The sequence below is a fragment of the Microvirga vignae genome (genome assembly GCF_001017175.1).
Classification (GTDB): domain Bacteria; phylum Pseudomonadota; class Alphaproteobacteria; order Rhizobiales; family Beijerinckiaceae; genus Microvirga; species Microvirga vignae.
On the sequence record NZ_LCYG01000040.1, the window covers coordinates 1 to 11370 of the forward strand.

12 protein-coding genes and 1 pseudogene are annotated in these 11370 nt (G+C 60.3%); 4 read left to right on the top strand and 9 right to left on the bottom strand.

The window, feature by feature from the left end; translation table 11 throughout:
- Window positions 1-804 precede the first annotated feature (804 nt).
- Window positions 805-1020 (top strand): hypothetical protein, encoded by a 216-nt coding sequence (locus AA309_RS35240; protein WP_160310477.1) that lies wholly within the window; start codon window positions 805-807, stop codon window positions 1018-1020.
- Between the two features lie 292 nt (window positions 1021-1312).
- Here AA309_RS35240 and AA309_RS36495 read toward each other — a convergent pair.
- From AA309_RS36495 to AA309_RS15900, 8 genes and pseudogenes are all read right to left on the bottom strand, one after another.
- Window positions 1313-1441, bottom strand: a pseudogene (locus AA309_RS36495) (IS6 family transposase); the annotation flags it as partial.
- A gap of 232 nt (window positions 1442-1673) precedes the next feature.
- Entirely contained in the window at window positions 1674-1919 is a 246-nt protein-coding gene (locus AA309_RS35855) for a hypothetical protein (protein WP_200901998.1), read from the bottom strand.
- Window positions 1920-1931: 12 nt separating this feature from the next.
- Entirely contained in the window at window positions 1932-2861 is a 930-nt protein-coding gene (locus AA309_RS15875; RefSeq protein ID WP_200901999.1) for an MFS transporter, read from the bottom strand.
- Window positions 2862-3000: 139 nt separating this feature from the next.
- Entirely contained in the window at window positions 3001-3663 is a 663-nt protein-coding gene (locus tag AA309_RS15880) for an HD domain-containing protein (RefSeq protein WP_047190011.1), read from the bottom strand.
- Window positions 3664-3983: 320 nt separating this feature from the next.
- A complete protein-coding gene (locus tag AA309_RS37450; protein WP_425286886.1) occupies window positions 3984-4463 on the bottom strand; it encodes a 4-hydroxylaminobenzoate lyase in 480 nt (159 codons plus the stop codon).
- 139 nt (window positions 4464-4602) lie between these two features.
- Complete coding sequence (locus AA309_RS15890) at window positions 4603-4908, bottom strand: hypothetical protein (RefSeq protein ID WP_047190012.1); 306 nt, start codon at window positions 4906-4908, stop codon at window positions 4603-4605.
- Window positions 4883-5428, bottom strand: coding sequence for a response regulator (locus tag AA309_RS32095; RefSeq protein WP_052954760.1), 546 nt, complete (start codon window positions 5426-5428; stop codon window positions 4883-4885). Before AA309_RS32095 ends, AA309_RS15890 begins: the two co-directional genes overlap by 26 nt.
- 399 nt (window positions 5429-5827) lie before the next feature.
- Entirely contained in the window at window positions 5828-6823 is a 996-nt protein-coding gene (locus tag AA309_RS15900) for a GlxA family transcriptional regulator (protein ID WP_047190013.1), read from the bottom strand.
- A gap of 226 nt (window positions 6824-7049) precedes the next feature.
- Here AA309_RS15900 and AA309_RS15905 point away from each other — a divergent pair, with 226 nt between their 5' ends.
- The 3 genes from AA309_RS15905 to AA309_RS37735 are packed head-to-tail and all read left to right on the top strand — an operon-like array spanning window position 7050 to window position 8892.
- Complete coding sequence (locus tag AA309_RS15905; protein WP_047190014.1) at window positions 7050-7691, top strand: HD domain-containing protein; 642 nt, start codon at window positions 7050-7052, stop codon at window positions 7689-7691.
- Window positions 7692-7744: 53 nt separating this feature from the next.
- Entirely contained in the window at window positions 7745-8485 is a 741-nt protein-coding gene (locus AA309_RS15910) for an SDR family oxidoreductase (protein ID WP_047190015.1), read from the top strand.
- A 44-nt stretch (window positions 8486-8529) separates the two neighbouring features.
- Complete coding sequence (locus AA309_RS37735; RefSeq protein WP_425286887.1) at window positions 8530-8892, top strand: DUF6894 family protein; 363 nt, start codon at window positions 8530-8532, stop codon at window positions 8890-8892.
- A gap of 205 nt (window positions 8893-9097) precedes the next feature.
- Here AA309_RS37735 and AA309_RS15915 read toward each other — a convergent pair whose 3' ends face one another.
- Window positions 9098-10777 carry an MFS transporter gene (locus AA309_RS15915; RefSeq protein ID WP_047190016.1) on the bottom strand — a complete coding sequence of 560 codons (1680 nt, stop codon included), beginning with the start codon at window positions 10775-10777 and terminating at the stop codon, window positions 9098-9100.
- Between the last annotated feature and the right edge of the window lie 593 nt (window positions 10778-11370).

Sequence of the window (11370 nt, forward strand, 5' to 3'; positions counted from 1 at the left end):
GGTGAGGATTTGCGACAGAACCCTCTTTGGAGTCCTCTTTCTTTTGCCTCTCGGGATATCTCATCTCAAAAGCCCCCGTCGCTCAGCCATATTCTCTTCCACGTACCAGTGAGGCTCGATCTCGATTAGCAGCCCGAGCAGATGCTCCTTGAGATTCTCTTCATCCTGCGATCTCGTTCGCGCTCCACGGCTTCAGCCTTCTCGCGTTGTAACTCAGACCGCTCAGCACTTTTCTCAGAGGTGGAGGGCTGCGCTGCCTTCGTGCTTGGAGCTGCTTCCCCTGTTGGTTTCCCATGACCTTTTACTGCTGGCGACACCATGGCCAGAGCTGCAACGCAAAAGGCTATCAGAACCAACATCATTTCGCTCCCGAGGTTTATCTGCTTGTTCTAGATTAGGGCAGATCGTGGCAACAGGAGGGCTTGTAATTTAATTTCTGATGATGGCCGTAAGGATGGCTCCTGCTTCACCTCAGTAACTCAAGCCTTAGAGAGATCTCTCCCTCTACATACACGTGCGGACGGATCTCGACCATGACGAGACCATCATCTCGGATATAGGTCTTGCGTCGGGAGGGCATGAGGACAGATGAACGTTGAGAAAGCCCGACATTCAGATCGGGTTCACTCCCCAAGATGCACTCTCAGTATATCGCCTCGGGAGGTAACATGTTGAAGAAAGTGGTCTTGGCTCTCGCGCTTGCTGCCGCTGGTTTTGCATTCCAGTCGGCGTCTGCGAGCCCAATTACAAGCCCTGCAGCTGTTGATTTTACTGTGGGCGCTTCGGTTCAGAACGTCCAGTATTATGACCCGTCACCTCGTTACGGGCGCCGGTATGATGATCCACCACGCTATTCCGATCGCCGACATTGGCGTCGCAGCTATGGTCCGCCACCTTGGGCTCGTCCATGGTGGCGTCGCCATCATGAGCGCCCATACTGGGAGCGGCGCGAGTACTACGACCGTCACTGGGGAGGAAGATACTGATCACGCCAAAAAAGTCCGCGGAGAAATCTCGTAGCGGGTTCTATTTCAAGTTAACGCACTCCGGGTGAAAATCACTTACAGATTTATACGAAATTCATACGAGGGCTCTGTTGCAGTAACTGGAAAAGGGCGTAACGAGCCCCACCCGGGAGCTGCCTTCAAGCGGCGAGACCAAAGATCGGCTTGACGAGGCGAATTTTGCCTGCCGCTCCTGGCTGTTGCAGGATGCAGTGCCCGCGACGAATCATCCGTATCACCTCAAAGCATTTGATGGCGGCGTAGGCGGCTGTCATCCTCTGGAACCGGCGTGCCGGTCGGATGCTGGGGTCGATGTTGATGCCACGCTCTTGCATCATCTCAGCGAGATCGCGATAGCTGATCCCATACTTACAGGACCAGCGCACGCACGACAGGATGATCTCGACCGGAAAGCGACGGCGCTTGAACAGAGACAGTCGAGCGGCTCCTCGACTGGCCGCTCCGAATTATACTGCCGAGGTTAACGCAACAGAGCCCATCTTGATCGTCAATACGCCAACGGACGTGTTCTTCGAAACCAAGCTACTAGGAACAGCGAATGGTCGAGATGGCGGCTCAGGTGGCGGATGAACAAGGCTTTAGATTCCGCCTCGTCGCAAATGCTGGTTACGCCTTTGGAAGGGCGTGATCTATGTCGGCTCCGCTGCATCAGTGCTCCGGCGCGACTTTGTCCGTTAAGCAGTCCAGCTGGCTTTCACGTACAATGCAGAGACGTGCGATCTCGGCGAGGATGAAGGCGATCGCGACCAATCCAGCTCCAACGAGACTGAGATAATGCTGATCAATGAAGACGATTGCAATTCCCCCAAGAACACCCGAGCAGGCAAGTCCAAGGTAGGTGGCCGTGTTGTTGAGGGCGAGCAGAATCGGGGTCACCTTCGGCGCAATATGCACCAGACGATGCTGCTATGGCACGATGATCCCCCATCCGCAAAGGCCCCAGATCGTCAGGGCAATCGCGGTGCTCACCGGATGAGCAGAGGTCCAGGGCAGAGCACAAAAATTGATGATGGCGAGGTACAATGCCGTATTGATGATTCTGCGGCTCTCAAAACGGTCCACGAGATGACCGGCCACCACATTCCCGACTGTTCCAGCCACGCCCCAGAAGACCAGCATCCCCGCCAGAATACGCTCATCGCCCCCTGTCACTCGATCGAGCACGAGACCTGCGTAGGTATAGACCATCAGGAATCCGCCAAACGCGAAGAATGTGGTGAGCAAGGTCAACGCAACGCGTATGTCATGAATGGGAGCGAATCTCTCGCGCAGCGTAATACGGGCAGGTCGAGGAGCCGATCGAAGCATCGTCCACACGCCCATCATTGAGACGAACCCCAGCAGCGCAACGAACCAAAGTGTGCTCCTCCAGCTCCCGAGCCCACCGATGAACGTGCCGATGGGAGCTCCGAGTGCCGTTGCGCCGGCAAGACCGGCTGTTACCGTGGAGAGTGCGCGTCCCTTGCTTTTGGGATCGGCGAGCGATGTGGCAACACCGAGCGCCGTCGGCGCGAACATGGCGGCACCCAGGCCGGCAAGTGCGCGGCTGGCAAGGACGACGTTCAGATCCAATGCGAGTGCGGTGATCACGTTACCGGCGACGAAGATGCCGAGCGCCGACACCAGAAGGAGCTTGCGAGGCCATCCCCCGGCTGCGGCCGCCATGACTGGCGCTAAGACAGCAAAGGAGAAGGCATAGACGGTGACCATCTGGCCGGCAAGGCTGACGGACGTGTTCAAGGATGCCGCCACGTTTGGCAGAATTCCGGCAACGACGAAGTTGTCGGTTCCCATCGCGAACATGCCAAGGGCAAGGATGAGTAGTCGACGATCCATAGGAGCGACCGTTGTGTGACTGTCTGGTTGTCGCAAAACTCGAATTCCCGACCGGCACAGAACTGTCGGACTATCTTGCGGCCAGGAAAACTGACGGCTTGAGCCATGTAGAAGCTGGCTTCTGCGGGAGGCTTAATGGCTATACGTCGTGAGCGTGGCACCTGCAGTGCGCCCAACGTGAGCCCAAGATGATGCTACAGATGTTCCGACGCTGGAAATTTGAATTCTTTTGGGCAAGAAAATCGTCGTTCATCGTGCCAAATGTGCTGTCGGGCCGATGCTTCATCCCCAGATAGAATGCGTCAATGATCTCGTGCTCGAAGTCGTTGCCGCGCGGATAGGTGGCAATCACCGCCTTGCGTTGTTCGTCCGTAAAGTCGTCATAGCCGCGCCCCGCGACGTCCATTCCCGTCCCTACCTGGACTAAGGCGACCTCGGGATCCATGAATTCAGGAATACCCGGGGTCGTGTGGAGCGCGATAGCGTCCCAGACCTTCTTGACATCCGCTTCAGGGATACCGCGGCTTCTCAGAAAGTCGCGTGCGGCATTCGCACCATCCACTTCGAAACGAAGCTGGCTTTCTAGGTACCTTTCTGTGAGGCCAATGTCGTGGAACATGGCGCCCGTGTAGAGCAGCTCCGGATCGAATTTCAGGCCCTTTCGCTCCCCAATCAGGGCAGCCCAAAGGTAGACACGAGTGGAATGATTGAAGAGCAACTCGGACTCCGTGTCACGGATGATGTCCGTCACCTCGTGCGCGAGCTTGCTGTCAGGGATTGCGATACCGTTCGTGATGGTCATTGGTGTGCCTCCTTTCAGTCGATCGACTTTAGAAAGAGGCGGCCCTGTCCTCTATGCTCGTGCCAATTCGAAAATGGACATCCGACCTGCAAAATAGGACACGCATCCGAACCAAGATCGATCGGCGTCCGGCCTTGCCCGCTGTACAGGTGCTCGACATCGCCCGACATCTTGAAGTCTGTCCCGGAGCGAACGTCCAAGTCGGCCAACCTATGCTCCCCACGTGGTCCCACAGACGAAAGGCTGGTCCTAGCTCCGCCGGCCTTTGAGTTTCTCCCGAGCGCAGTGCAATCATCCGGATCACATTGAGGCGATCACCCTCATTTGTGGCCGTCGCAATCAGGTTGGAGGTGTAAAATCATAGGAGATGCGGCCTGCCGGAAGATAGAACAATGCAATGACCGCACCGCCCCGGACCTCTGGATAGTGCCGGCATCCGGGATCGGGCGCCGTCCGACTAGACCCTGCCAGCCCTGCAGACCCTTCAGCTGTGCGTCCTCATCCAGCGGGACGACCAAATTGATTTCTCCGGACGGATGGCCGTGATACTGACCCCGCAGGATCTCGTTGTCGTACTCCTCCTTGCAGCGTTGAGGATTTTTGCTGTTCATATACACAGCCGTGATGCTGAACCGGAAGGTTTCAGGCGACGGCTCCAAGATACGGCTCCGCCGGTAGTTCGGCCCGTCGATCTTCTGGTTGGCGGCCCAGCCTTCCGCGACACCCAAGTTGATCAGGCGCAACAGGTCTCGGTACAGCTCACTGTCTTCGCCGTACTTTTCGGTGAGCCACTTTTCCATATCGGTGCCGGGGGCATGTCCTTGACCTCCTGAAGAAAAGGAATGCTGCGCTGGATGAGTTCTTCTCGACTTCCCATGGAGGTCTCCTATCCGTGTGTTTGAGAGGACTCATTCAAGCGCCGACTGCGGCACGCCAAGCTTAGTCGAGTTCCGCCCTGGCAATTTCGTTGAGAACCGCAAGCTTTTCTTGCGCCGTGCCATCCATTGCTCTCAGCGCTTCCTCAACGAGAGTTATCATGCGTTCAAAAGTGGAACGCGCGATATTTGCGGGCAGCGGCATGTCGTCATAGGAAGAAGCGAAGCGGGCAGCCAGGGAGCCGAGCAAACGGAAAAGAGCGGCTTGGTCAGGATCGGATGAGGCCAGGCCATGAGCGCGCTGCTGAAGCCCGATATAGGTACTGACTCCTTCATTCTGTTCCTTAAGCCAGGCAATCAGCTCGTTCACTCGGCCCTCCCAATATCCCATGCGGCGAGGCTCTGCGGGTGGCACCGGCAGGGTCAAGCGGCTCTTGGGAACGCGCCGACGTGGTGACGTAGCGGACGGCGTCCAGCGTGGCCGCCGGTGGCGGCTCATTCAGGACGACGTCACCTCGCGCCGATAACCTCGCCTCGCGTGCGCCGATGACCACGGACCTGTCCGGGTGGTTGTCGTGATGCTGGTCGGCAAGGATCCAGCCGTCGATCAGGCCTGGCAGGGTAGCCTGGCTGTAGAGCCAGTCGATCGGCTGCCGCCAATCACGGAGAAGGCGAAAGGCTTGTTCGCCTGTGGTGGTAGTCAGCACCTCGTAACCGGTTTCCCAGAGCACCTGGGCGATGCTGTTCCGAAAAGCCGCATCGGTCTCGATGATCAGGATACACTCCCGCGGCGGGTGGCGTGTGATGATTCCCTCGGCGCTAGCGTTGCTGACGCCAAGCTCGTCCAGTCCAGCATCTACAAAATCATGATAGATCGCTGCGGCCCTCATCTTCGATCTCCCGTTGGCGCACTCGGTATCTTGAAAAGGACAGCACGGCCCCGCACAGGGGAGGTCTCCATACAAGGCCGTGCTGCTGAGCGTCCCACCCGGGCGGTCTCTCGTTCTGCCCCTAGGATCAAGGTTGTCCGCCTGAAACGGGTACGCAAAGCAAGGATTGGACACTGCTCGGACGCCCATCCGCACGAGCCCTCCCTGCTCGAGGAAGGCTGAACCTGAGGCTGGCGTCTCTCCTAGCGGCTTTTCCTCATGCCAGCTGCAGGCAAGATAAAGCCGTTGCGTTCGCGTGGGCAGGCCCGATGAGCCGCCGAATCCAGTCGGACGCAGGCCGTTTCGGGTCAAGCCGACCCGCAGGCCGGCAGGTCAAAGCGGCGCCGTTGTGTGGAGCATCTACGAGATGCCAATCGGCTCTCCGGTCGCATTCGACTGGCGGAAGCTCGCGCGGTACTGGGCAGGAGTCACGCCGAGCCGCTCACTGAAGACGATCCGCATTCGATCCGCCGTCCCGAAGCCGCAGTCATATGCAACCGCCTTGAGCGGACGATCGCTCCCCTCGAGCAGCATGCGGGCGGCATCAATCCGGGCGCGCTCGACGAACTCGTGCGGCGTGATCCCCGTTTCGTGCACGAAATGGCGTGCGAGATTGCGAGCACTCATGCCAACGACGGCCGCGAGGGACTCGAGCGTGTGACGGCCTCCGATATTTGCCATCACATGGTCCTGGATGCGGGCGATCGGCGAGGCCGGATCAGCCGGTGCGGTGAGATACGGGCTGAACTGCGATTGGCCGCCTTGGCGCTGTGCCACCACCACCAGCCGTTTTGCCACCGCTACGGCAACGCCTGGCCCATGCCGCTGGCCGACCAGGGCCAGTGCGAGATCGATTCCTGCGGTAACGCCGGCCGACGTCACGAGCCGGCCATCGCGGACATAGATGAGGTCGGGCTCGACAATGGCGGCAGGGAAACGCGCGGCGAGCTTCTGGGCAATCTGCCAATGGGTGGTGACCCGGTGCCCGTCGAGCAATCCCGCATGGCCGAGCACGAAGGCTCCTGTGCAGATCGAGCCATAGATGCTCGCACGCGACGGCGCTGAGCGGAGCCATTCCGTAAGCTGCGGATCCGGGGCGGCGTAGGGCAACTCGGGGCCGCCCGCGACCAGCAGGACATCAAAGCCGCCGGAAGCCTCTTCGAAGCTCAGATCAGCGATCATCTGCATGTTGTTCGACGCCCGCAGCGGTGTGCGATGGGGGCCGACCAGCACCGTCTCGTATCGCTCCGCCGCCGGGATATAGGCGTTGGTCTCGGCGAACACGTCCACCGGTCCGGCGACGTCAAGTGCCTGGACGCCCTCATGTATCACGATTGCAATGGTCTGAACCGCCATTGTTGGTCCCTACCGATCCTGGCGTAAATCAATGTGCCGTTGTCCTGATCGGCAGGTCAAGCCGCGTTGTCAAGCCCAGCCGCAAACGCCAGAAAGGACACAGGGCTTGCGCAGGCATTCGAGTTCGATCTGACGGCCAGCGCGGTTCTGCTGACAGCAACGACAAGGTCATTCGCGTGTCGATTCACACCACGGCGAAGCCTTGCCGAGACAAGGAGTGCATCCGATGGCCGAGATCATTGCTGGCGTCCGCGTTCCCGACAGCGGCATCGCACGTGCGGCGACCCAGCTTGTCCGGGATACCGAGGACGACCTCCTCTACAATCACAGCCGCCGCGTCTTCTTCTGGGGCGCACTCACCGGCGAGCGCCGAGGCCTCCGGTACGATCCCGAGCTGCTCTATCTGGGGGTGATGTTCCACGACATGGGGCTGACCAAAGCCCATGCGAGCCCTGACCTCCGCTTCGAGGTCGACGGCGCCAATGCGGCACGCGAGTTCATGAAGGGTTACGGCGTTCCCGGGCGTGACATTGAGGACGTCTGGACCGCAATCGCACTCCACACCACGCCCGGCATTCCCGAGCACATGCGCCCGACGATTGCACTCGTGACAGCGGGCGTCGAGATGGACGTGCTCGGCATTGCCTATCACGACTTCACGCACGAGCAGCGCGACCATGTCTGTGCCCACCATCCGCGGGAAGCGAACTTCAAGGAAAACATCATCGATCACTTCGCCCAAGGCATCATCAAGAAGCCTGAGACGACGTTCGGCAACGTGAAGGCCGACGTGCTGGCGCTGAAGGACCCCACTTACACGCGGAAGAACTTCTGCTCGATCATCCTTGGCTCGGTCTGGCCGAGATGACCTTCCACCTCACGAAGGAAACCCCCGAGGCACGAACCAAGAGGAGAAAACCAATGCCCGAGAACGGCACCAAGGTCGCCATCGTCACCGGGGCTTCGCGCGGCATCGGCGCGGCGATTGCCGAACGGATGGCTGGGGACGGTTTCACCGTCGTGATCAACTACGCCAGCAGAGTCGACGAAGCCGAGGCGCTGGCTGCGCGGATCAGACAGAACGGTGGCCAGGCGCTCACGGTACGAGCCGACATCAGCGACGCGGCCGCGGTTGGGCGCCTGTTCGACGCGGCCGAAGCAGCCTTCGGCGGAGTGGACGTGCTCGTTAACAATGCCGGAATTATGCGGTTGGCGCTCCTCGCCGAGGTGGACGATGCCCTCGTTGACAGCCACATCGCCGTCAACCTGAAGGGGGTCATCAACACCCTGCGCGAGGGCTCCCGCCGGCTGCGCAGCGGCGGGCGGATCATCAACCTGTCGTCGAGCGTCGTTGGCCTCTATCAACCAACCTACGCCGTCTATGCCGCCACGAAGGCTGGCGTCGAGGCCATGACGCACGTGCTCTCCCGCGAACTGCGCGGCCGCAACATCACCGTCAATGCGGTGGCACCCGGGCCGACGGCAACAGCGCTCTTTCTCGATGGCAAGCCGCAGGAGGTTATCGATCACCTGTCGAGGCTCGCGCCGCTCGGGCGTATCGGCCAGCCGCGGGACATCGCCGCCACTGTCTCGTTCCTTGCCGGACCTGACGGCGCTTGGATCAACGGTCAGGTGCTCCGTGCCAACGGCGGGCTCATCTGAGCCTGCCGGCGCTGAGAGTTCGAGTCCAGTGACGAGAAGGAATTATGCCACGCTACTACTTCGATTTTTATGAGGGCCCGGATCTCAGCCCTGACCAGGAAGGCCTTGAACTCGATAACCTAGAGGCAGCCGAACATGAGGCAATACAGACAGCAGTCCAGCTCGGACGAGACTCACCGGCCAGCTCCTCGAGGCTGCAACTGGACGACATGTCTGGGCCGACAAGTTCGATGAAGACCTTTCTGATATTTTTGAACTGCAGGACCGGATCACGGAGAGCGTCTACAAAGATTGATGACAAAATGCTCAGGGGACCAGACGGCGATATGTCGAGCAGAATATCCATTCCAGCAGGGCATGAGCCAAGACCCGAACGTTGGCGTCTGCGTCACAATTCACGACAATGACCAGCTCCTGGGGCTCAACGTGCTACAGGCTTGTTGTTTTGCCGCATGCAGACTCGAGTCTGTCAGGAATTCCGGCACAACCGAGACCACATGATGGGGCTGTCCGGCGGGTCAGCAGGACTAACGCGCCACATTACTGACCTGCTTCACTAACCTGCTTCGCATCAAGGCTGTCAGTCTGCGCCGCTACGGTGATGGCAAGCCCTCAGGACGAGCGGGTCGGATCTGTGAGCGGGTCGGCGATGTCACGGGCCTGGGATCCAGGATCAGAGGTTGGCCAGCCGGGCTGGCGCTCGATCATGCGCTGTACCCGTGGGCGATCAGGCCCCTGATGGAGTTCCCGGAGCCGTTCTCCCACGGCGGCGTCAGCCTGCGTGATGCGCTGGTTGTGCCGCACGTAGTCCAGCCATGTCGGGCTATGGTAGCGCTCGATCCAGATCTCAGGGTTTTCCAGATCTCGCAGCAGCGTCCAATGACGCGCCCCATCCCGACGACGGATCCGCCGCCGCTCCGCCATGATGGCAAGGAAGGCTACCACATCCGCTTGGCGGATCACGTACTCGATCGTGATCACGACCGGGCCACTGCGCGGTAAAATGTCGACTGCTATTTTGGGCTCGGTCCACCGGTTGAGCGGATCAAGGTTCAGCGTCTTCAGCTCGGGCAGGGGGAAACGCAGGCCGAGTGCGGCTCCGGCCAATAGCATTCCCGCCACGATCAGGAGAGCGTCCGCCGTCCCATACCACTCGGCCGCCACGCCCCAGATCCAGCTGCCGAGGGCCATGCCGCCGAAGGTTGCCATCTGGTAGAGCGCGAGCGCACGGCCCACGACCCAACGGGGCGAGGACAGTTGCACGGTCGCGTTGAAACTGGAGAGCGCCAGCACCCAGCTCGCCCCGCCCAGGGCCATAGCAGCGGTAGTCAGGAGCGCAAGAGGACTCAGCCCCGCAATTGCGGCACAGACGGCGAAGCTGAGGAAGGCAATGCGGACGAGGGCCTCAAGCGACAAGGCCTGCCTCAGACGAGTACTGAGAAGCGCCCCGGCGACAGCACCCGCGCCGAACGCCCCAAGCAGGAGACCATAGGTGAGCGGTCCGCCCTGGATCAGATCACGGGCAATCAGCGGCATCAGGGCCTGGACTGCAATGGCCGCGACACCGAACACCGCTCCCCGCAAGAGCACAACGCCCAGATTGGGTGACATCGCCACGTACCGGATACCTGCCGCCATGGCAGATCCGAGGCTTTCCGGCGGTAGGGCTCTGGACGCTCTGACTGGCTGCCAGCGTGCCAGGACGAGGATGAGTCCAAGATAGCTGACCGCATTCACCGCAAAGGCGGCGAAGGTGCCAATCGTTGCGACGATGATGCCGCCGAGCGCCGGGCCGACGCTGCGCGCGATGTTGAAGCCCATGCTGTTGAGGGCAATTGCTGCCGGCAGATCGGAGCGGGGCACCATCTCACCCACCAGCGACTGCCAGGCCGGCCCGTTGAAGGCCGTGCCGCAGCCAACCAGGAAGGTGAAGGTGAGCAGGAGCCAAGGTGTCACCAAGCCAAAATAGGTGCACAAGGTCAGAGCCACTGACACCGCGAACAGAAAGATTTGCGCGGCGAGCATCAGCTTGCGTCGGTCGAAGTTGTCGGCAATGGCGCCGGCCATGAGCGAGAACAGCATGATCGGAAGCGTGGTCGAGGCTTGCACCAAGGCGATGAGATCCGCCGATGCACCAATTGACGTCATCAGCCAGGCGGCGCCGACCGACTGGATCAGCCCGCCAAAGTTAGAAGCAAGGCTTGCAACCCACACGGCGAGGAAGATGCGATGCCGGAAAGGGGACAAAGCGGATGTCCGCCTGTCCGATACTTCAGCGTCTTTTATCGGCATAGAAGACTCGACTGAGGTCAGGGCCAGAGCCAGCCCAAGGCGACTAGGTAGGGCCAGCGGCATCTCCTGCCAGGGTGGGTATCAGGTTGCCGGTGGTGGCTGGCGCTTGAATGGGCCTCACATTCCCGGCTTAGACATCAGAGGAGCCCTGCTCGCCACTCTGCTGCGTGGTCAACGGTCGAGGCTCATTGCCTCGATGCTCAATAACCTCCCGCGGCTGGGCCGGAGAAGATGCTGCCACGCCACTTGGCTGACAGGATCTAGCCTGCTGTGTCCTCTGCTCCACAATCCGGTGCATGCGCGCTAGTGCGTCCTGAACCTCAGCACGATCTGACACATCCCTGGCGGAGAACTCGTGCCGGCACAGCCGACAGGTTAGATCTGCCCCAAATTGAAGCTTCCGCAGCCGGACCTTGAACAACTGCTGGCAGTAAGGACAGGCCAGATCAATCCGCGTGCTCCCGTGATCTTCGAACAAGCTGCCTGCTCCGGTTAAGGTTTGTCCGGAAGGCCTGAACCATGGCAGTAAGGCGACAAAGAGGCGTCAGTTGTGTGGTCGCGTAGCCTTACACGATGCCCCACGCCCTGTAGCG

Coding starts and splice junctions, on each gene's coding strand:
- AA309_RS15900 (WP_047190013.1), bottom strand. CDS start 6,823: ATGGCGGTTCAGACCATTGCAATCGTGATACATGAGGGCGTCCAGGCA.
- AA309_RS15905 (WP_047190014.1), top strand. CDS start 7,050: ATGGCCGAGATCATTGCTGGCGTCCGCGTTCCCGACAGCGGCATCGCA.
- AA309_RS35240 (WP_160310477.1), top strand. CDS start 805: ATGACCCGTCACCTCGTTACGGGCGCCGGTATGATGATCCACCACGCT.
- AA309_RS15910 (WP_047190015.1), top strand. CDS start 7,745: ATGCCCGAGAACGGCACCAAGGTCGCCATCGTCACCGGGGCTTCGCGC.
- AA309_RS32095 (WP_052954760.1), bottom strand. CDS start 5,428: ATGAGGGCCGCAGCGATCTATCATGATTTTGTAGATGCTGGACTGGAC.
- AA309_RS15880 (WP_047190011.1), bottom strand. CDS start 3,663: ATGACCATCACGAACGGTATCGCAATCCCTGACAGCAAGCTCGCGCAC.
- AA309_RS37450 (WP_425286886.1), bottom strand. CDS start 4,463: ATGGAAAAGTGGCTCACCGAAAAGTACGGCGAAGACAGTGAGCTGTAC.
- AA309_RS37735 (WP_425286887.1), top strand. CDS start 8,530: ATGCCACGCTACTACTTCGATTTTTATGAGGGCCCGGATCTCAGCCCT.
- AA309_RS15875 (WP_200901999.1), bottom strand. CDS start 2,861: ATGGATCGTCGACTACTCATCCTTGCCCTTGGCATGTTCGCGATGGGA.
- AA309_RS15915 (WP_047190016.1), bottom strand. CDS start 10,777: ATGCCGATAAAAGACGCTGAAGTATCGGACAGGCGGACATCCGCTTTG.